Source organism: Arthrobacter sp. M71 S08 (genome assembly GCF_059089725.1).
This window is the reverse complement of sequence record NZ_JBNHEY010000002.1, coordinates 102,077-122,231: the sequence shown is the minus strand read 5'-3', so window position 1 is coordinate 122,231 and position 20,155 is coordinate 102,077. Positions and strand designations below refer to the sequence as shown.

At 63.8% G+C, this 20,155-nt stretch carries 14 protein-coding genes; 7 read left to right on the top strand and 7 right to left on the bottom strand.

From position 1 onward, the window contains the following. Window positions 1-13: 13 nt before the first annotated feature. Window positions 14-1,048 carry a M14 family zinc carboxypeptidase gene (locus AC5RTB_RS04410; protein ID WP_494059874.1) on the top strand — a complete coding sequence of 345 codons (1,035 nt, stop codon included), beginning with the start codon at window positions 14-16 and terminating at the stop codon, window positions 1,046-1,048. Window positions 1,049-1,245: 197 nt separating this feature from the next. Here AC5RTB_RS04410 and AC5RTB_RS04405 read toward each other — a convergent pair whose 3' ends face one another. Both AC5RTB_RS04405 and AC5RTB_RS04400 read right to left on the bottom strand, forming a co-directional pair. Continuing rightward, window positions 1,246-2,262 carry a LacI family DNA-binding transcriptional regulator gene (locus AC5RTB_RS04405; RefSeq protein WP_494059873.1) on the bottom strand — a complete coding sequence of 339 codons (1,017 nt, stop codon included), beginning with the start codon at window positions 2,260-2,262 and terminating at the stop codon, window positions 1,246-1,248. A gap of 37 nt (window positions 2,263-2,299) precedes the next feature. Then, window positions 2,300-3,982 (bottom strand): glycoside hydrolase family 13 protein, encoded by a 1,683-nt coding sequence (locus AC5RTB_RS04400; protein WP_494059872.1) that lies wholly within the window; start codon window positions 3,980-3,982, stop codon window positions 2,300-2,302. Window positions 3,983-4,259: 277 nt separating this feature from the next. Between AC5RTB_RS04400 and AC5RTB_RS04395 the strand changes: the two genes are divergently transcribed. The 4 genes from AC5RTB_RS04395 to AC5RTB_RS04380 all read left to right on the top strand — a co-directional run bounded on the left by AC5RTB_RS04395 (window position 4,260) and on the right by AC5RTB_RS04380 (window position 10,066). Beyond that, window positions 4,260-5,555, top strand: a complete 1,296-nt coding sequence (locus tag AC5RTB_RS04395) for a sugar ABC transporter substrate-binding protein (protein WP_494059871.1) — start codon at window positions 4,260-4,262, stop codon at window positions 5,553-5,555. Window positions 5,556-5,663: 108 nt separating this feature from the next. Beyond that, window positions 5,664-7,253 (top strand): ABC transporter permease subunit, encoded by a 1,590-nt coding sequence (locus tag AC5RTB_RS04390; RefSeq protein ID WP_494059870.1) that lies wholly within the window; start codon window positions 5,664-5,666, stop codon window positions 7,251-7,253. Beyond that, entirely contained in the window at window positions 7,253-8,188 is a 936-nt protein-coding gene (locus AC5RTB_RS04385; protein ID WP_494059869.1) for a sugar ABC transporter permease, read from the top strand. Before AC5RTB_RS04390 ends, AC5RTB_RS04385 begins: the two co-directional genes overlap by 1 nt. A 45-nt stretch (window positions 8,189-8,233) precedes the next feature. Next, on the top strand, window positions 8,234-10,066 hold the full coding sequence (locus AC5RTB_RS04380; RefSeq protein ID WP_494059868.1) for a glycoside hydrolase family 13 protein: 1,833 nt from the start codon (window positions 8,234-8,236) through the stop codon (window positions 10,064-10,066). A gap of 105 nt (window positions 10,067-10,171) precedes the next feature. Here the strand turns inward: AC5RTB_RS04380 and AC5RTB_RS04375 are convergent, their stop codons facing one another. The 5 genes from AC5RTB_RS04375 to AC5RTB_RS04355 all read right to left on the bottom strand — a co-directional run bounded on the left by AC5RTB_RS04375 (window position 10,172) and on the right by AC5RTB_RS04355 (window position 18,367). Then, window positions 10,172-12,547 carry a glycoside hydrolase family 3 protein gene (locus AC5RTB_RS04375; RefSeq protein ID WP_494059867.1) on the bottom strand — a complete coding sequence of 792 codons (2,376 nt, stop codon included), beginning with the start codon at window positions 12,545-12,547 and terminating at the stop codon, window positions 10,172-10,174. Between the two features lie 9 nt (window positions 12,548-12,556). Beyond that, a complete protein-coding gene (locus tag AC5RTB_RS04370) occupies window positions 12,557-15,139 on the bottom strand; it encodes a family 78 glycoside hydrolase catalytic domain (protein WP_494059866.1) in 2,583 nt (860 codons plus the stop codon). A gap of 68 nt (window positions 15,140-15,207) precedes the next feature. Beyond that, window positions 15,208-16,038 (bottom strand): carbohydrate ABC transporter permease, encoded by an 831-nt coding sequence (locus AC5RTB_RS04365; RefSeq protein ID WP_494059865.1) that lies wholly within the window; start codon window positions 16,036-16,038, stop codon window positions 15,208-15,210. Continuing rightward, a complete protein-coding gene (locus tag AC5RTB_RS04360) occupies window positions 16,035-16,964 on the bottom strand; it encodes a carbohydrate ABC transporter permease (protein ID WP_494059864.1) in 930 nt (309 codons plus the stop codon). Before AC5RTB_RS04360 ends, AC5RTB_RS04365 begins: the two co-directional genes overlap by 4 nt. A gap of 83 nt (window positions 16,965-17,047) precedes the next feature. After that, window positions 17,048-18,367, bottom strand: a complete 1,320-nt coding sequence (locus AC5RTB_RS04355; RefSeq protein ID WP_494059863.1) for an ABC transporter substrate-binding protein — start codon at window positions 18,365-18,367, stop codon at window positions 17,048-17,050. Window positions 18,368-18,632: 265 nt separating this feature from the next. Here AC5RTB_RS04355 and AC5RTB_RS04350 point away from each other — a divergent pair, with 265 nt between their 5' ends. Together AC5RTB_RS04350 and AC5RTB_RS04345 are read left to right on the top strand one after the other, a co-directional pair. Beyond that, window positions 18,633-19,658, top strand: coding sequence for a LacI family DNA-binding transcriptional regulator (locus tag AC5RTB_RS04350; RefSeq protein ID WP_494059862.1), 1,026 nt, complete (start codon window positions 18,633-18,635; stop codon window positions 19,656-19,658). A 166-nt stretch (window positions 19,659-19,824) separates the two neighbouring features. After that, window positions 19,825-20,106, top strand: a complete 282-nt coding sequence (locus AC5RTB_RS04345) for a hypothetical protein (protein ID WP_494059861.1) — start codon at window positions 19,825-19,827, stop codon at window positions 20,104-20,106. The last annotated feature ends 49 nt before the right edge of the window (window positions 20,107-20,155 follow it).

The window sequence follows — 20,155 nt, the reverse complement described above, 5'->3', positions numbered from 1 at the left end:
AACACCCTTCCCTGTGAAGAAATCACTCGCAGCAGCCGCTCTCGCCGGCGCGCTCACCGGCTCCTCCGTTGCCGTCGCCGCCCCCAGCTTTGGGGTTGGCGAAGGCCCCAATTACAACGGCAACGAAACCATCAACACGTCAATCCTCCGGACCTACGACGAAATGGCGGACTACCTCAAGACGCAGGACGCCAAACAGGCCGCCATGGAACTGGAGGTTATCGGCCAGTCGGTCAAGGGCCGCGACCTCTACCTCGCGAAGTACATCTCCAACCCGGACAACCCGACCATCCTCTTCCTCACCCAGCAGCACGGCAACGAGCAGCTCACCACTGAAGGCGCCCTCGAATTCATCAAGCACCTCGGCACCGGTAAGACAGGTGGCGTGCTCGACGGCGTCAATATCCTGATCGTCCCGATGCTGAACCCGGACGGTGCCATGGGCGACGTCGACTTCTCCCTCGACGACTACATCGCCAGCGGCGACCGGCACCTCACCCGGTACAACGCCCTCGGCGTGGACCTGAACCGCGACCATGTCGCCAAGATCCAGCCGGAGACGCAAGCGCTGCACTACAACGTCATGGCGAAGTACGACATCGACTACATGATCGACCTTCACCACCAGGGCACCAGCAGCGAGCGCGACGGCAAGCTGGTGTCAGGCTCGATCCTGCACCCCACCACACCCAACGTCGACCCGGCAGTCCTTGAGGGCTCCAAGCGCCTTGGCGCGGTGGTGTTTGATGCAGTGGACTCCACCGGCTGGGGACACCTCGGCAAGTACAACGGCGGTTCGGCCGAGACCATCAGCCGGAACGGAATTGCGGTCGAGTACGGAATCTCCACCCTGCTGTTTGAGATGCGCGGCATGTCCGACCATTTCAACGAGGGCGCGATTCTCGGCCAGAAGAGCAACGGCTACCTGATCAAACAGACCATCACCACGCTCGACGCCACAGTGCGGGCAATCGCTGACGGCTCGATCAATACGGTGGATACGTCGTTCTGGGACACGCTCGCTACACAGAACACCCGCGCGGAGTAGCAGTCAACCGCCCCCGAAGGGCGCTAACCGCCTGCTGCGGTTACCGCCCTTCACTGGGTCCTGCAGCGAACACCTCGGCTCAACCGGTCGAAACTGGTCAAATGGGGCGTAGGCTGAATTGGCACCTGACGGCGACGGTCCGCGCGCGCCCTACTCCGACGAACTGCCGCCTCCAGAGGCCGCGCCTGACTGAGCACCTAATCCGTCGGTGCCGCAGTGCTGGAGCGCACAATCATCTCCGTATGCGCCGTGTGGTTGGTGCGTTCACCTGACTCGGCCGGACCGGCGAACAGCTGCAGCATCCGCTGCACCGCCCGCGCACCCTGCAGCGCCGGATACTGCGCAATCGTGGTCAGCCCGAAGACCTGGCCGAGGTCGTGGCCGTCAATTCCGATTACTGACAATGCATCGGGTACCCGCAGCCCCAGGTCCCGTGCGGCGACGATGGTGCCGATGGCCATTTCATCCGATGCGCAAAAGACGGCGGTCGGCCGGTTCCTGGGATAGCCCAGCACCTGCTTGGCGCTCGCATATCCGCCCGGGATGGTGAAGTCCGCGTAGGACAGCCACGACTGCATCACTTCGAGGCCTGCGGCCTCCATAGCGACCTCGTAGCCGCGACGTCGACCTTCGGAGATGTTGAAGTCCTTTGCCGCATCCTCCGGTCCGCCGATGTAGGCAATGCGACTGTGCCCCAGACTGATCAGATGCTCGGTGGCCAGCTGCGCTATCACGAATTCGTTGACGCTGATGGTGTCCGCGCCAGGAAGCGGACCGCCGATACCGACGATGGGCTTACCCACCGCAAGCAGCTGTCCGAGTTCGGTGTCCGACAGCTGCAGGGAAACGGAGATGACACCGTCGCACCGCTGGCGCAACAGGAATTCGGAGAACACCCGGTCGCGGTGGCCGGCGCCGTCGCTGACGTTGTAGAGCGTGAGGTCATAGCCCGCGTCCAGGAGGGACGCCGCCACGCTGTCCACGATCTGCGAGTAGTACCAGCGGTTGACGGAAGGCACCACCACACCCACGTTGCGGTTCCGGCCCGACGCGAGCGACGACGCCGAGAAGGACGGCACAAAGTCCAGTTGCTTCGCGGCCTCAACAACCTTCAGGCGAGCGCGTTCGGAGACCTGCCCGTTGCCGCTGAGCGCGCGGGACACCGTGGCCGTGGACACGCCGGCAAGCGCTGCCACATCCTTGATGCCAACCACGACGCCCCCCTCAGAGCAATGGACGCGCGTGGTCCTGTTAGTTGAGTTTCAGCCATACGCACCGGTTGGGCGCCAGGATGCCATCAGCACCGGCCCCCGGGTGGCTTGCGGCGATTACCGCGCCCGTTGGTACGTAGGTTTCAGATTCTCCCATGTTCATGATCACCATGACGTCATTGTTGAGGAAGGCAACGGTGTCGGTGTGATCAGAGTCAACAGTCCAGCTGAGCGATCCGGCGCCGAGACGAAGCTGTTTCCGGAGCGCGAGCGCAGACCGGTAGAGATTGAGGGTGGAACCGGGGTCAGCCTGCTGAATATCGCGGGCCAGAGATGACCAGTCCTCAGGCTGGGGCAGCCACCCTCCGTCTGCAGATCCGAACCCATAGTGTTGTTCCCCCGCCCGCCATGGCAGGGGAACCCGGCAACCGTCACGGCCCAGACGTTCCCCACCCGTGCGGATGAATGTCGGGTCCTGGCGAAGCTCATCCGGGATGGACTGGTGATCCGGCAGTCCAAGCTCCTCGCCCTGATAGAGGTAGACGCCTCCAGGCAGCGCGAGCATAGCGAGGGAAGCTGCCCGTGCCCGGTCGAGTCCGACGTCCGGATTCTGCTCCTCCTCGAACCGCGTCGCGTGCCGGGTGACGTCATGGTTGCTCAGCACCCAGGTGGTGGGAGCACCTACGCTGTCGAAGGCCTGCAGTGAGTCCGTGATGATTTCGCGAAGCTTCGCCGCATTCCACGGGTGGTGAAGGTAGGCGAAGTTGAAGGCCTGATGCATCTGGTCCTCGCGCACCCAGTTGACGAGACGCGACAACGGATCGACGACGGCTTCAGCGCAGAGGATGCGGTCGCCGTCGTACTCGCTCAGGATGGACCGCCACCGGCGGTAGATGTCGTGGACACCCTGCTGGCCGAACATCGGCGCAGCGTGGCCCGGGTAACCGTCCGTGGAGCAGCCGTCGGGGCGCCCGTGCCAGTCAGGGAGACCCTCGGCCTTCACCAGGGCGTGCGCGACGTCAACGCGGAAGCCGGTGACGTTGCGGTCCAGCCAGAATCGGAGGATCCGCTCGAACTCCTGGTGCACTGCGGGGTTGTCCCAGTTGAAGTCGGGCTGTGATGAATCGAAGAGGTGGAGGTACCACTGGCCCGGGTTGCCGTCAGGGTCCTGGGTGCGTGTCCAGGCTGACCCGCCGAAGTGGGACTGCCAGTTGTTCGGCGGATTGGAGCCGTCCGGTCCGGTGCCGTCACGGAACATGAACATGGCGCGTTCTTCGGATCCCGGCTCGGCCGCGAGGGCTGCCCTGAACAGGGCGTGCTCGCTCGAGCAGTGGTTGGGGACAAGGTCGACGATCAGCTTGATGCCCAGCTCAGAGGCGCGGGCGGCGAGCTTGTCGAAGTCATCGAGCGTTCCGAACATGGGGTCGACGTCGCAGTAATCAGCGACGTCGTAGCCGCCGTCGCGCTGGGGCGAGGTGTAGAACGGCGACATCCAGATGGCATCGATGCTGAGGTCGGCCAGGTGGTGCAGCTCTGCGGTGATTCCAGCGAGGTCACCCTGGCCGTCCCCGTTCAGGTCACGGAAGGACCTCGGGTACACCTGATAAATCACGGACGATCGCCACCACGCATCATCGGAATGTGCTGCGTGGAGAGGTTCGTGGAAACTAGGCGCGGCAGGCTGTGCGGACACAGCAGGGGCCAGGGAAACGGCATTGGACATGTGTCCATGTTAGCCGTTACTCCCGAGTATTTGAAAGCGTTTACAGTGTGCCACTCGTCTCCTCACCCCCGAGATTGCCGGACTCCCGCGGAAACAAGCCAAATACTGGGGCCGCCTTGTGCGGACTGACCGTAAACGCTTACGATGTGTTCTGCCTCACTCCTTCCGCTCGGAATTGAAGTGCTCGGCACAATCCACCGGTTCTCACATTTCCAACCGCGCTCCAGCGCAACGCCCAGTATCGGGCTGCCCTATGGCGCCACAGAAAGGTTCACCAATGAAGGTGCAAACAACCAGACTCCTCCAACGCCGGACACTGGCCACAGCTGCGGTGTCCGTTGCGGTGTTGGCAATGACTGCATGCGGTGGCGGATCCACCGAATCCACTCCCGGAGAATCGGCTGCGCCTACTGACCTGGCCGAGGGCGGCTCCACAACCCTCACCATGTGGGTGGACGCGGAGCGCGCTCCCGCCCTCGAGTCGATTGCGGCCTCGTTCGAGGAAGACACCGGCATTGCGATCGACCTCGCAGTCAAGGACTTCGCAGCTGTCCGCGACGACTTCATCACCCAGGTGCCCACCGGTAACGGCCCCGACTTGATCGTGGGCCCGCATGACTGGATCGGCACCTTCGTCGAGAACGGCGTCGTCGCTCCGATCGAACTGGGCGACAAGGCCGGCGAGTTCCAGGAATCCGCCATCCAGGCCATGTCCTACGAGGGCAACCTGTACGGCGTGCCGTACGCAATCGAGAACATCGCCCTGCTGCGCAACACCGACCTGGTGCCTGAAGCCGCCAGAACGTTCGATGAGGTCATCGAGAACGGTCAGGCAGCAGTGGAAGCCGGAGAGGCGGAGTTCCCCTTCCTCGTGGGTCTTGATCCCAAGCAGGCCGATCCTTACCACATGTACCCCTTCCAGACCTCGATGGGTGTGCCTGTCTTCGCCCAGAATGAGGACGGCAGCTACGACGCATCGCAGCTCAAGCTCGGTGAGCCCAACGGGGTCGAGTTCGCGAAGAAGCTCGTTGAGTGGGGTGACACCGGTTCCGGCATCCTCAACTCGAACATCACCGGCGACATCGCCAAGGAGAAGTTCCTCGCGGGTGAATCCCCCTACTACCTGACCGGACCGTGGAACGTCGGCGCCGCCCAGGAAGCCGGCATCAACCTGGCCATCGACGCACTACCCACCGTCGGCGATCAGCCTGCTCAGCCCTTCATCGGCGTGAACGGCTACTTCATCTCCGCAAAGAGCACCAACGCCCTGGCGGCCAATGAGTTCGCAGTGAACTACCTGACCACCGAGGAAGCCCAGGACGCGATGTTCGGCGTCGGCGGCCGCCCGCCGGCACTTACCGCCTCCTTCGAGAATGCAGCGTCCGACCCTGTTGTTGCTGCCTTCGGCGAGATCGGCGCCAATGGTGTTCCGATGCCCGCCGTCCCCGAAATGCAGGCCGTCTGGGCTGACTGGGGCGCAACCGAACTCGCCCTGATCAAGGGCACTGCCAAGCCGGAGGAAGCCTGGCCCGCCATGGTCGAGAACATCGAGCAGAAGATCGCTGCCGGCTAATCCACCACCAAGCAGCCGTTGTGGGCCGGCCGGACACTCCCCGGCCCACAACGGCTTCCCTTTACCTGCCCGGCCTCACCGCAGCGCCCACAACGAAAGCTCCGTTTCATGCCCACCACCGAACTCACCCCTCCTGACGCCAGGAAACGGTCCCTACGCCCGTCGGACACGATGGCCGGCCTCCTCGCAAAGATCATCCTGCTGGGTCTCGTCGATGCCTTCGCGGTGTACGTCCTCATGGTCCTGTTCATGCAGGAGAAGTGGACGGTGCTGGTACTGGCTGCCGGCGTCACCCTGCTCATCAATTGGATCTACCTTCGGCGCGGCGGACTGCCGGCCAAATACCTGGCTCCGGGTGTGTTCTTCCTCCTGATCTTCCAGGTCTTCGTCATGATCTTCAGCGGCTACGTCGCCTTCACCAACTACGGCGACGGGCACAACAGCACCAAGGAAGACGCCATCGAGTCGATCCAGCTCGCGGCGCAGCAGCGAGTACCCGACTCCCCCGCCTACCGGGTCACCGTCGTCGAACAGGACGGCGAGTTCCACTTTCTGACCACGGGCCCCGAGGGAGACATCAGCATCGGGAGCGCCGAGGAACCGCTTGAGGGGGTTTCGGATGCTGTCACCGACGGCACCGGCAAGGCAACGGAGCTCGACGGGTACCGTACCCTCCAGTTCAATGAAGTGCTCGCGAACCAGGCGGACATCCTCGCTCTGACGGTCCCGTTCTCGGAGGATCCCGATGACGGCACCCTGAAGACCAGCGACGGCTCCACCGCCTACGTCTACAGCCCCACGCTGGAGTACGACGAGGCTGCCGACACCTTCACCGACACCGAAACAGGGACCGTCTACGCGGACTCCGGCGAGGGAACCTTCGTCTCCGAGGATGGGAAAGAGCTCAACACCGGTTGGAAGATCGACGTCGGGTTCGCGAACTTCGTCAAGGCGTTCTCCGATGAGAACATCCGCGGACCGCTGCTGCAGGTGACTCTCTGGACCTTCACCTTCGCGCTCGTTTCGGTGCTGTCCACCTTCGCGCTCGGGCTGTTCCTCGCCAACGCCTTCAACCTGCCGGACCTGCGCGGGAAGCGTATTTACCGGGTCCTGATGATCCTGCCCTACGCGTTCCCCGCTTTCCTCGCCGGTCTCGTCTGGTCCGGCCTCCTCAACCCCGAGTTCGGCTACGTCAACAACACCTTCTTCGGCGGCGCGAATATTCCGTGGCTGACCGATCCACTCCTGGCCAAGCTCAGTGTCCTGCTGGTGAACCTGTGGCTGGGCTTCCCGTATATGTTCCTGGTGTGCACCGGCGCGCTGCAGTCACTGCCCGAAGACGTCAATGAAGCCGCAAAGCTCGACGGCGCCACCCCGTGGAAGCTCTTCAAGTCCATCAAGCTGCCGCTCCTGCTGGTCTCCGTGGCACCGCTGCTGATCGCGAGCTTCGCGTTCAACTTCAACAACTTCAACATCATCTACATGCTCACCGACGGCGGTCCACGCCTTTCGGACACCACTGTGAACGTGGGCGCGACGGACATCCTGATCACCATGGTGTACGAGGTTGCGTTCGGCAGCGGCGTCGGCCGCGACTACGGTCTCGCCAGCGCCCTGTCCATCATCATCTTCTTCATCGTTGCCGCGATTTCGATCATCAGCTTCCGGCAGACCAAGGCCCTCGAGGAGATCCACTAATGGCCACCGAAACACCGACACCGCTCCTCGCCACGCCAGGAACGGGCACGACGCCGTCCGTACCATCCCAGCGCAAACAAACCTTCGGCGCTTGGTTCCGGGAGAAGGGCTGGCGGCACCTGGTGGGCGTCATCACCACCGCTTTCGCGGTGTTCCCGCTCCTGTACGTGCTGTCCGCCGCCCTTAACTCGACCGGCACCATGGCCGGATCCAACGTGCTTTTCAGCCGCATCGACGTCGGCAATTTCGAGCAGCTGTTCAGCGATCCCAACCGCCCGTTCGGCAAGTGGTTCATCAACACACTGGTGATCGGCGTCGTGACGAGTGCAGCAACGGTGTTCCTTGGTGCGCTGGCCGCCTATGCGTTCAGCCGCATGCGGTTCAAGGGTCGCCGGGTCAGCCTGCTCTCACTGCTGGTACTGCAGATGTTCCCGCAACTGCTTGCCGTCGTCGCGATCTTCCTGCTGCTGAACTTCATCACGGATGTTGTGCCGTGGCTGGGACTGGGCAGCCAGCTCGGCCTGATCATGGTGTACCTGGGCGGAGCGCTCGGGGTGAATACGTACCTCATGTACGGGTTCTTCAACACCATCCCGCCGTCGCTCGATGAGGCGGCGCGCATTGACGGCGCCAGCCATGTGCAGGTGTTCTTCACGATCATCCTGCCGCTGGTCACACCGATTCTCGCCGTCGTCGGGCTTTTGGCGTTCATCGGACTGAGCAGTGAGTTCGTCATTGCGAGCGTGGTGCTCACCGATCCCGACAGCCAGACCCTCGCCGTCGGCCTCTACTCCTACGTGGGCCAGCAGCGGTCCGAGAACTGGGGCGTATTCGCGGCCGGTGCCGTTCTTGCGGCGCTGCCCGTCATGGCACTGTTCCTCTACCTGCAGAAGTACATTGTGAACGGCCTGTCCGCCGGGTCGGTCAAGGGCTGACGGCTGATGTTTGCACTTCCGCATCACGATGGATCGGCCCTGTATGTGCCTTCTACTCCGGCACTTGGGTCTGCTGTGCCGGTTCGTCTTCGGGTGCCGCGGGCTTATGGCGACGTGCTGCGCATGTTTGTCCGGTCGCTTCGTGATGCTGAGCCGCACTATGACGAGGCGGTTCTGCTTGCTACGGGTGACGGCGCATGGGTCTGGTGGGAGGCATCGGTTCGCGTCGTGAACCCGGTGACGCGGTACCGGTTCCTGCTGGAGGTAGGCGTTCCCGATGGCTCGTCGTGGCGCTGGCTCAACGCCGAAGGGTTCTTCGAGCGTGATACGCCGGACGTTCACGACTTCCGTCTGGTGTGCCCCGAGCCGGCGCCCGAATGGGCCCGGCGTGGGGTGATTTACCAGGTCTTTCCCGACCGGTTCGCGCGCTCGGCATCGGCTGTTGTTCGGGAAGTGCCGGAATGGGCGGTTCCGTGTCAGTGGGATACCCCGGTGGTATCTTCGGGGCCCGACACTCCGTACCAGTTCTACGGTGGCGACCTCGACGGGATCACGGAGCGGCTCGACCACATCGCCTCGCTGGGCGCCACGGTGGTTTACCTGACGCCGTTCTTCCCTGCCCGGTCCAACCACCGCTATGACGCGTCAACCTTCGCTATGGTCGATCCGCTGCTGGGTGGGGACGAGGCCCTGATTCGACTCGTCGGGGCAGCGCACGAGCGTGGCTTGAAGGTATTGGGCGACCTCACCACCAACCACACCGGCGATGGGCATGAGTGGTTCCAGGCCGCTTCTTCGGATCCTTCCTCCGAGGAAGCGGGCTTCTACTACTTCTCCGAGGACCGCTCCGCGTATGCGGCGTGGTTCGGGGTGCCGAGCCTGCCCAAGCTGAACTGGCTCTCCCCGGCGCTGCGGGAGCGGTTCATCGGCGGCCCGACGTCGGTGGTCGCCCAGTATCTGCAACCACCGTTCAACCTGGACGGCTGGCGGATTGATGTGGCGAACATGACGGGACGCCACGGCGACGTGGACCTCAACCGCGCGGTTGCTTTGGCGGTGCGTTCCACCATGCGTGAGGTCAATCCGGACACTCTCCTGCTAGCAGAGTCCACCAACGATGCGGCTCAAGATTTCGACGGCGACACCTGGCACGGCGCCATGACGTACTCGAACTTCACTCGGCCCTTGTGGCAGTGGTTGGTTGGATCCTCTGCTGACGAGGTGAACTTCTTCGGCACGCCTCTGCCCGGGCCGAACCGTATTCCCGCCGAGCAGTTCGTGGAGCTGCACTCAGTGTTTGCTGCGGCGTTCCCGTGGCAGGTGCGGACGCAGAACATGATTGCGCTCAACACGCATGATACAGCCCGGGCGGCAACGGTCATGATTCCCGGTGGGCAGCTGATCGGACTGGGAATCATGTATACGATGCCCGGTATTCCGACGCTGTTTGCCGGAGACGAGTTCGGGCTGCAGGGAGTCAACGGCGAGGATTCGAGGACTCCGATGCCATGGGATTCGCTGCAGCAGCATCACCGGGACCTGCACGACGCCGTAGCGCACCTTGGCCGTTTGCGTCGCGACATCACTGCTCTGGCTGAGGGCGGCCTGCGATGGCTGTATGCGCGGGGCGATGTGCTTGTGTATGTCCGTGAGCATGCCGCGGGTTCGGTGCTGGTGGTGGCGTCCCGCTGCGGTTTCGACGGCGTCACCCTTCCGCTGGATCTGGTAGACATACAGGCTTCCGATACGATCGCTGACCTGTGGAGCACGGGCAGTATCGCGGCGGACTGGGCCGTTGACGCGGTGGCTTTCCGTGGCGACGGACCGGGAATCCGTTTGTGGCTCTTACCCGGGGTTTCGGGGCCGGCTTCATCCTGACCCTGACGCAGAAGTGGCCCTTAGCTGCAGATTCCGCTGCTTCCGGGCAACGGTCCTGCACCTAAGGGCCACTTCTGGGTGGAGTACCCCTGCAAAGGTCGGGCATCACCCCACGACGACCCGCGCGCTCCTTCGCAGGTCCCGCGAGGACAACCCAACATGCAGGACGTACTCCCCCGGATGCACCACGCGCTCAAGCCCCAACTCGCTGTACGCCGCGAGATCGTCCCGCGGAATCGCCATCACAAACTGGTGCACCCTACCCGCTGGTACGACGGCGGCGCTGAACGCCCGCAATGCGCGCGGCTGTCCGGCAGCCGACGGCGCATCCACGTACACCTGCGGCACCGCCTTGCCGGCCCGTTGCCCCAGGTTCCGTAACTCGATATCGAGGCGGACGCCGTCGTCGTTCGCTTTTGCAGTGAAGGCGGTGACCTCAAAGTCCGTGTAGCCCCGGCCGTGTCCGAAGGGGAAGGCCGGCTCCACACCCTCGGCGTCATACCAGCGGTAGCCGACCAGCAGCTCCTCGTCGTAGTGCACCACCGAGTCCACACCGGGATAGCGCTCCGGCGAACTCACTGGCGTCGCGTCCTCTGACGTAGGGAAGGTCAACGGCAGGCGCCCGCCGGGTTCGACGGTGCCGCTCAGCATCCGCGCCAACGCGGGGCCGAACCGCTCGCCCGGATTCCACACGTGCAGGATCGCCGCGACCTGGGACGCCCACGGCATCACAACCGGCCCGCTGCCGCACGTCACGACCACGGTCTTTGGGTTCACCGCGGCCACGGTCTCAATCAGCCGCTCCTGGTCACCCGGGAGCCTCAGTGACTCGGTGTCCATTGCTTCACCGCTGACCCTCCCAACGACGACGACGGCAACCTCCGCCGCCCGCGCAGCCTCCACCGCGTCCCGCAGCGCGTTATCCGGTCCGGCGAGACCGAGCCTCACCCCGGGGCGGATACCTGCCGGCGGCACCCGGATCCCCGAGCCGGTGCTGAACTCGACCCGCAGCTCAACCGGTTGCCCGGCCTCGAGGTCGAGGACGGCCTGCAGCGGGTACTCGGGTCCCTGGATCATCGGGGAGGCTTCGCGATAACCAGTGACCACCTCTACCTCATCGACCACCAACCTCGCGTCACCGGCAAACGTCAGCGCAAGTCGGTGCTCACCCGCTTCGGTCGGGGTGAACTGGTACAAGAGGACGGCGGACCACTCCTCCCCAATGCCTCCAAATGGATCCGCGAGCGCAAACTCCTCAAGCTCAAGGTGCACCTCGCGTTGAGTGACGTTATCCCGCACGGTCGCGGAGACAGGCCCGCCGAGAGTCGGCAGCGGGACATCGCCCAGCGTTCCCGGGGCGGCGACCACCTCAGCACCAGAAAACTCTCGCTTCAAAGCGTCCTCCAGCGACTCGATGCGCTCCGGCGTCAGAGTCACCGACGCTGAGCCGCCCATCACCAGCAGGTGGGACGGGTCTTCGATACCCGGAAGTGCAAGGGAACCCAGCGAATCAGCGTCAAGCGGCAGGACGCCGTCGTTCGCCAACAGCACGGCACCATCTTCGAGGATCCGCTGCGCGAGCTCCTGGGACGACGCGTCATCGAGCGGAACGGACGACGGCGGTGCTTCCTGCAATCCCACCGTCGAGATCGCATGCTGTACATGTGCGGCTATGCCGTCGAGCAGCTCGTCCGGCGCCTGGTCCACCATGTCTGCGGTGCGTCCTGCCGAACCATCGAGCGCGGGAAGGTCCAGCCCGGCGTGCAGGGCTTTCACGTTGTCGCGGACGGCGAAGATGAAGTCCGGCACAATGACGCCCTGCCAGCCCCACTCGTCCCGGAGGATACCGATCGCCTCGCGGCTTTCGGAGACGTAGTCGCCGTTGAGCCGGTTGTAAGAGGTGAGGATCCCCGCGACGCCATAGCTCAGCAGAGCGCGGCGGAACGGTTCAGCATAGATTTCGCGCAGTGCACGCGGCGAAATCCGGACGTCGACGGCGGGAGTCCGCCGTTCCGCGCTGCCCGCTCCGGTGCGCAGAATCTCGAAGTTGTTGGCGATGAAGTGCTTGGGGATCGACAGGACGCCGCCCGCCTGAATCGCCGCGGCCACCAGCCCACCGATCTCCCCGGTTAGGAACGGGTCCTCGCCCAATGACTCCGCGAGCCGGCCCGCCCACGGCACGCGCGCAATGTCCAGCCCGGGGCCGAGCATCACATTGCGTCCCGCGGAGAGGGTTTCACGTGCCATCGCCGCCCCGAACCTGGTGGCCAGAGCCAGGTCGAAGGACGCTGCCACCGCGAGCCCGGAGGGGAAGGCTGTGGCGCCGGCGGCATCGCGTACGCCATTGGGACCATCCGTATAGACGAACTCCGTTACGCCGGCCTGGGGGAAATTGTGCAGCGCGAGCGCGTTCTTTTGCGAAGTAGCCAGTTCGGGAACGCCCACAGTGGCACCGCCGTCGACCTCTGTTATCTGTTCCATCCCGCCCCGTTAAGCCGCATATTCGACGGCGAACTCGTGCCGTCCGGAGGTGACCTCATACGGATCCTGCCCGGGCAATTCAACCCGCGCGGTGGTCCCCGTGGGAACTTCGACGACGACGGTGAGCCCGCCTTCAGCAATGCGCCACTGCACGGAGGCCGTGCCGTACGGGGTCTCATGGCGCGTGTTTGCCCAGGTGAGCCCACCGCCCGGCTGGGGACGAACAAGGATCTTCCGGTAACCCGGCTTGAGCGGAGCCAGTCCGCCGACCACCCTGTGCATCCAGTCGGCCACCGCGCCCAGGGCGTAGTGGTTAAAGGAGGTCATCTCCCCCTCGTTCACCGTGCCGTCGGGCAGCATCGAATCCCAGCGTTCCCAGATTGTGGTTCCGCCCTGGTCCACGGCGTAGAGCCAGGACGGGCAGCTGCGCTCAAGCAGGAGGTCGTAGGCGGTTTCCACCTCACCGCCGATCGTGAGAGCGTCGGAAATCACCGGGGTTCCGGCAAATCCTGTGCCGATCCGGTTGCCGCCGTCGCGCACCAGCTGCGCGAGCCGCCGGGCTGCCTTCCGCTCGGTCGCCTCATCCGGGAACAGACCGAAAACGATTGCGAGCGCGTAGGCGGTCTGGGCGTCGCTGGTCATGCCTCCGTCGTCGTTGATGTATTCGCGGGCGAAGGCATCAGCCACCGCGCGGGAGAGCTCTAGGTAATGCAGCTCGTGGTCGGGGTTCCCTAGCGCGGCGGCCATCTTCGCCAGGTGGCGTGCCGACCAGGCGAAGTAGGCCGTAGCCACAAGGTGCGGGTCCGTCATGGCCTGGGTGGGGTCCTCCGGCGGAGCGGTGGGATCAAGCCAGTCACCGAGCTGGAAGCTGCCGTTCCAGAGGTGGCTCTCGCCAGCCAACCGATCGAGCAGGTCAACCCAGGCCTTGGCGCTGTTGTACTGGTCGGCGAGGATCTTCAGATCGTTGAAGCGGTCGTGGAGGGCCCACGGGGTGAGAACGGCGACGTCGCCCCATACCGCTCCGGGACGGATGGGCGTCCAGGCGTCCCCACCCGGAATCACGGGTACGTACCAGGGAACGGTGCCGTCCGGCAGCTGCTCAGCGGCAACGTCCTTCAGCCAGGAGGACAGCATGCCTGAGCAGTCGTAGAGGAAACTCGCGGTCGGGGCGAAGACCTGAATGTCGCCGGTCCAGCCGAGGCGCTCGTCGCGCTGCGGGCAGTCTGTCGGGATATCCACGAAGTTGCCCCGCATGCTCCAAAGCACATTGTCGTGGAGGCGGTTGAGGTCAGGATTGGAGGATTCGAACCAGCCGATCCGCTCCATGTCGGTGTGGTAGACGCGGGCGACGACGTTCTCGCCGATCTCCCCGCCGGTCCAGCCGTCGATCTCCGCGTACCGGAAGCCGTGGATCGTGAACCGTGGCTCCCATGTCTCATCCCCACCACCGGCGAGGGTGTAGACGTCGACGGAGTCTGCACCGCGCAGGGGCCTCGTGTACAGCTCACCGTCCTGCAGCACCTCGGCATGGCGCAGGGTGACCGTCGAGCCAGCCTTTCCATTGACCGTTATCCGCAGCCGGCCCACCAGATTCTGGCCGAAGTCCAGCAGGGTCTTCCCAACGGGCGAGGTCCACACGCGCACCGGACGGACTTCTCCAGTGCAGCGCACCGGCGGACCCTCCGGCGCCACCAGGGTGCGCGGATCACGCTCGACGGCGACAACCGGTTCCCAGCCTTCGTCGTCGAAACCTGGCCGGCTCCAGCCGGACGCGAGGGCCCGCGCGTCGTACGTTTCACCCTTATAGAGGCTGGAGAACTGGACCGGACCGAAGGAGGCCTTCCAGGACTCGTCGGTGCCGATCACGGTGGTGGAGCCGTCGTCGTGCGTGATGTGGAGCTGTGCGAGCAGCGCCACCTTGTCCCCGTAGAGATTCGCGTGGCCACCGTGGAAGCCGAGGCGGCCGCGGTACCAGCCGTCGGCGAGCCACGCGCCCACCGCGTTCGCGCCGTCGTTCAGGAAGTCGGTCACGTCATAGGTGTAGTAGCGCAGGCGGTCTCCGTACACGGTCCAGCCGGGCGCGAGGGCATCATCGCCGACGCGGATGCCGTTGATCTCCACCTCGTACAGCCCGTGCGCAGTCGCGTAGAGGCGGGCCGAAGCCACCGGCCGGTCGAGCGTGAACTCCTTGCGCAGCAACGGCGGCTGCCGGTCCGCTTCCGGGTCTTCGTCCCAAACTGGGGTGATGGCGGTGGCGGTCCAGTCGCCCGGTTCCAACAGTCCCAATTCAACCGACGACGCCGGACTCCAGTCGCTGGGCTCGTCATCTTCCGCTCCCCACACCCGGACCGTGACCTCGGCACGCTCACCCGAACGAAGCGGCGGCGCAGGCCATGGCACGAGGACGGACTCCCCTGAATTCACCCGTTCGCCGGTTTCAGTTCCGCCGACGGTTTTCACCGCGACCTGATACGCCACCTGGACCCAGCCCGGAGCTGCACTGGTCTTCCAGGAGATTCGCGGCGTGGCGGTGCCGATGCCGAGTGGCTGTGGGAGGTGTTCGAAGGTGGCGGCATGCACGGTAGTGGGCATGGGTTGGGGTCTCCTTGACGTGAAGGCCGCGGCGGCGCGGCGGACGGGCTCGGTCGTGCGGGTGGGGTTTAGCCCTTGACTGCGCCCGCCGTCATACCGGCCACAATCTGGCGGTTGAAGAAGAGGTACATGACAAACGGCGGGATGGTGATCAGCAGGATGTTCATGAAGAGCAGGTTGTACGCGGTGCTGAACTGGCTCTGGAAGTTGAACAGCGTCAGCTGGACGGTGGCGTTGTCGTCTCCCGGAAGAAAGTACAGCGGATTCTGGAAGTCGTTGAATACCGCGACGGCCTGAACCACGATCACCGTGACGATGACGGAGCGCAGCAGCGGGAAGATCACCCGGAAGAAGAGCCGGATCGGTCCGCAGCCGTCGATCACCGCAGCTTCATCCAGTTCCTTGGGGATGCCGGCGATGAACGCGCGGAACAAGAGGATGCAGAAGGACACACCGAACGCGACCTCGATCAGGATCAGTCCGGAGAGCGTCTTGAACAATCCAAGGGACTGCAGCACCCAGATGGTAGGAACCACCGCCGGAGGAATGATCAGGCCGGACAAGACAAGGAAGTTGATGAATCCGTTCCAGGGGCTGCGGCGTCGCTGGAGCACCCAGGCCACCATTGCCGCCAGGACCACCATGATCGTGACGCTTGCAACGGTCAGCACGGTGGAGTTGATGAAGGCGGTCACGAGCATGAAGTCCCGGGTGGAGACCACCTCGACGAAGTTCTCCACGAAAGCGAACTCGGTGGGCCAGGAGAATTGGAGCCGGTTAGCCTCCTGCCGGCTCTTCAGCGCAGTGAGGATCATGAAGAGCAGCGGGATGATGAAGATGACGATTGTTGCGGCGATAGCAAGGACTCCAACTCCGTAGCGCCTCAGTGTGACGGTCATGCCTCGACCTCCTTGCGGTTCAGCAACATGGACAGCGGAACAACGATGGCGGTGACCACCAGGAACAGCACCACGTTGCCGGCGGTGGACAGTCCATAGAAGCCGGACTGGTACTGCTTGAAGATCACCGACGCAATCACGTCGGAGGTGAAGCCGGGGCCGCCGCGGGTCATCGCCCAGATGAGGTCGAAGGAGCGCAGGCCGCCGATGAGCGAGAGGATGATCACCGTGGCCGTGGCAGGTCGGGCGAGCGGAAGCGTGATGTTCCAGAAGCTCTTGAAGGGGCCGGCGCCGTCGACCTTTGAGGCCTCAAAGTACTCCTGCGGAATGGACACGATACCGGCAATGTAGATGACTGTTGCCAGGCCGACACCCTTCCACACGTCGACCAGGGCTACGGAGAGCAGTGCGAGGCTTGGATCAGTCAGCCACGCAGGACCATCAATGCCGATGGTCGCGAGCGCCGTGTTGATCAGGCCGTCCCGGGGATCCATCAGGACCGTGAACACCAGGCCTACACCGATGCTGCTCAGCAGGACCGGGAAGAAGATCACCGAACGCAGATAGCCGCGGGCAATAATCTGGGAGGTGAGCAGGACACCGAGGACCATGCCGAGTACGACCTTCAGGCCGGAGGTCACTACCGCGTAGATGAAGGTGTTGGTGAGGCCTTTTACAAGTGCCGGTTCCTGGAAGAACTGGGCGAAGTTGTCGAACCCTATCCAGGTTGCCTCTGTCAGGTTCCAGCGGGTGAAGCTGTAGTAGAACGAGGCGAAGGTCGGTACCAGGAACAGGACTGCGTAAATCACCGCAGTGGGGATATAGAACCAGTACGGGTAGGAGGACTTACGCTTCGGGCGCTTTGTCCCATCGGGGCGACGCGCGGGCGACGCTGGGGATGTGGTTATTGCTGTGTTCGCTGTCATGGGGTCTCTCCAGGTGGCCGTCCGGGCCCGCGCCGCTTATTCGGGCGGGAACCGGACGGCCTGGTCCTAGTTCGGGGTTCGGGTCAGCTCCAGCCGGGCAGGTTCAGCTGCTTGGCCTGCTTTTCGACGTCCTGGTCGTACAGGGCGGCGCCGTCCTTTGCGGGACGGATGCCCGAGCCCACCTCGACGGTGATCTGTTCCAAGGCCGGTCCCTTGATCGGGGAGAGGAACTCAAGTGCAGGACTGTTGCGGGACTCGTCCTCGAAGTACGGCAGCATGTCGCTGACCGCAGGGGGGACATCGTCGGGAAGGTCGCAATCATCGACGAGGTATGGTCCGACGACGCCAACCGCGGCGGTCTGTGCATCACAACCCTCAGGGCTTGCGATGAAGGCCTGCAGCTTCTTCGCCGCTTCGGGGTTCTCAGTGTTCTTTGAGATGTAGACAGCACCGGGAAGCCAGATCGTGAGGGGGTTCTTCTCTGCATCCTCACCCGGAATCGGGAAGAGACCCAGGTCATTGATCTGCTCAGGGAAGCTCACCGCGATTTCGGAGAGTGCGAACGTGAGGATCGGGTAATGCACGCCCTCGCCGCTTGTCAGCATCTCAAGTCCGTCACCGTAGGAGGCGGAGGTGAAGTCCTCGTTGAACATGCCGGCCTTGAACGCTTCCTCCTGGTGCTCGAAGCCCTTCACTGCAGCTGGGTGCGTAGCGTACTTCGCTTCATTGGCGGTGTAATCCTCAGCGAAATTGGGATCGGCTGCAGCAACATTGGCGAAGTCACCCAGGACGAACAGCTGTGAAGTCCACGTGTCCTGATAGGTCTGGATGATCGGGGCCTTTCCCGCTTCCTTGATCTTCTCGTTGTTGGCCATGAACTCGTCCCACGTTGTGGGCACCTCCAGACCGAGCTCTTCGTACACCTTCTTGTTGTAGAGGATTCCGCCGGCCATGCCAGTGCCGAAAGGTACGCCATACACTTCTTCGCCTGCCTGGACAACAGGCTGGAAGGAGTCGGAGACGTTCTCCATGTAGGGCTCGCTCGTGACCGGCAGGAGGTTCTGCTCCGGGTTGAGCTGCTGGAACAGCGAACCGGTGTTGTAGGCGAAGACATCTGTCATCTCGCCCGTGGCCAGCCGCGTCTTGACGAGGTTGTCACCCTCGCCGCCCTGAGGGCGGGTCTCCAGCTCCACGCTGATGTCTGGATTCGCCGCTTCGAAGTCCTCGATGATCTGTTCGGCCGATGCAACCGAGGTCTCGGTGTTGTCGATCAACCAGGTGATACTTTCGCTTCCCCCGGCGTCAGCTTCTCCCCCGCCTCCGCCGCAGGCGCTCAGCGCCAGAGCAAGAGCGGCGAACCCACCAACCATCGCAGTTCCACGGCGCCTGTTGGATGTGGTCATCTTTACCTCCTCGTAAAGGAACCGGGAGCGTCCCGGCTGAAACGTTTCATATGTCCCGAAATCAATTCCTCGCCTTCGCGGAGGAATGTGGAATCGGAAGATCGTGCACTGTGTTCAAACCGTCGTGTAGACCGTTCTACACATGACTATAAGCTACATCACACTTCCCTGCCAAGGGCTAGGATAAAAAAGTCTTTGCACCATCCCGGTGCTCCATTTCTGCGCTGTGAAGCCCGGTCGTGTGCCGGAGGAACGCGAGAGGTCCATGCTCGAAGAACCGAAGCGCGCCACCATCCGCGATGTAGCGCGGCACGCAGGAGTCTCCACCGCTGCGGTCTCGAAGGTGCTGCGGGATGCCTACGGAGTCAGCCCGGCAATGAAGTCCCGTGTCGAAGAATCGATTGCAGCGCTCAGTTACCGGCCCATGGCGTTGGCCCGTGGCATGCGCGGCAACAGCTACACGATAGGCGTGTTTCTGGTGGACCTCTCGAATACCTTCTTCTCTGTCCTCATTGAGGGAGTCCGGGACATAGCGGAAGACGTGGGTTACCAGGTACTGATCGGCGAGGCCCGCCGTGGCCTCGAGGCGCAGACACGGCTGATCGATGCCATGGTGGACCGGCGCATGGACGGCCTTCTGCTGATTGCCCCGTTCGGCCCGAACGAAGAGCTCGAGCGTCTCGGCCGGACTCTCCCCGTCGTCGTCATCGGGCGGCATGGACCCGCCGACCATTTCGATACCGTGGCGAGCGACGACATCGCCGGTAGCGGCCTTATTGTGGACCACCTCGTCGGTTTGGGACATCAGCGCATCTCTTATCTCGCCAATGACAGCGTCGAGGACGCGCCGAGCATGCCGCAAACCGTCCGCGGTCGTGGGTACGATCTCGCGATGGCGCGGCATGGCCTGGAGGAATGGATCGACCATATTCCGGGTCGTTGGGTAGCTGAAAGCGGCAAGGAAGTCGGCCGCACGATCGCCGGCCGTGGACGTTCCATGCGGCCTACGGCCATCCATGGCGGCGCAGACATTGCAGCGCTGGGTGCCTACACCACGTTGCTGGAGGCGGGGATTCACATCCCGGAGGACCTCTCGATCGTCGGCTACGACAACGTTCCCGCCACCGCGCTTCCGCCCATCGGACTCAGCACCGTCGACCAGTCCGGTGTCGCGATGGGCCGGCAGGCGGCTGAGCTTTTACTCTCCCGGATCGAGGGACGCACGCAGCCGGAGCACGTCCTCATCCCGCCGCGCCTCGTGATCAGGAAGACGACGGCGCCGCCTTCCTGATCAGCGATCGCTTACCTAGAGGGCCCGTACCGTATTGGACATTACGGACGAGGGGCTGCCCTGAAGCTCATGAACGCGGGGGCGGCGTGTGCCGGCGTCGGCTTTGTAGTCCTGCTTGCAGCGGGCGTTTATCCAGGCCGTGTTCTTCGGAGGAGACTTCCCCGGCATGCCGTATCTCGTCGTCGCCGGCATGGTGGCCCTCATTGTCGGCTTCGTGCTGATCGGGATCTTCATCCTTCGGTCGGGCGTGCTCCCGCGATGGCTTGGCGTCCTGCTCGTGGCAAGCAGCGCATTGCTGCTGGTCTCGAACGAGCAGACCTCGGCGGTGCTGCTCGCCATTCCGTTCCAGCTCGCCATCGCGGCGGCGGGGTTCTTCATGTGGGATAGAACCAGGCAGCAGCGCGACTCCCGGGTGAGCCAGTTCGGTGGACCGGTCGTTGATCACTGACACGGTGGCCAGCACAATGGGGGAACAGATCACGGCCAGCTAAGGGGGT

Excerpts from the sequence above, each read along its gene's own strand:
- AC5RTB_RS04365 (WP_494059865.1), bottom strand. The coding sequence starts at position 16,038 with ATGACCGTCACACTGAGGCGCTACGGAGTTGGAGTCCTTGCTATCGCC.
- AC5RTB_RS04385 (WP_494059869.1), top strand. The coding sequence starts at position 7,253 with ATGGCCACCGAAACACCGACACCGCTCCTCGCCACGCCAGGAACGGGC.
- AC5RTB_RS04360 (WP_494059864.1), bottom strand. The coding sequence starts at position 16,964 with ATGACAGCGAACACAGCAATAACCACATCCCCAGCGTCGCCCGCGCGT.
- AC5RTB_RS04345 (WP_494059861.1), top strand. The coding sequence starts at position 19,825 with ATGCCGTATCTCGTCGTCGCCGGCATGGTGGCCCTCATTGTCGGCTTC.
- AC5RTB_RS04395 (WP_494059871.1), top strand. The coding sequence starts at position 4,260 with ATGAAGGTGCAAACAACCAGACTCCTCCAACGCCGGACACTGGCCACA.
- AC5RTB_RS04390 (WP_494059870.1), top strand. The coding sequence starts at position 5,664 with ATGCCCACCACCGAACTCACCCCTCCTGACGCCAGGAAACGGTCCCTA.
- AC5RTB_RS04355 (WP_494059863.1), bottom strand. The coding sequence starts at position 18,367 with ATGACCACATCCAACAGGCGCCGTGGAACTGCGATGGTTGGTGGGTTC.
- AC5RTB_RS04400 (WP_494059872.1), bottom strand. The coding sequence starts at position 3,982 with ATGTCCAATGCCGTTTCCCTGGCCCCTGCTGTGTCCGCACAGCCTGCC.
- AC5RTB_RS04375 (WP_494059867.1), bottom strand. The coding sequence starts at position 12,547 with ATGGAACAGATAACAGAGGTCGACGGCGGTGCCACTGTGGGCGTTCCC.
- AC5RTB_RS04350 (WP_494059862.1), top strand. The coding sequence starts at position 18,633 with ATGCTCGAAGAACCGAAGCGCGCCACCATCCGCGATGTAGCGCGGCAC.
- AC5RTB_RS04370 (WP_494059866.1), bottom strand. The coding sequence starts at position 15,139 with ATGCCCACTACCGTGCATGCCGCCACCTTCGAACACCTCCCACAGCCA.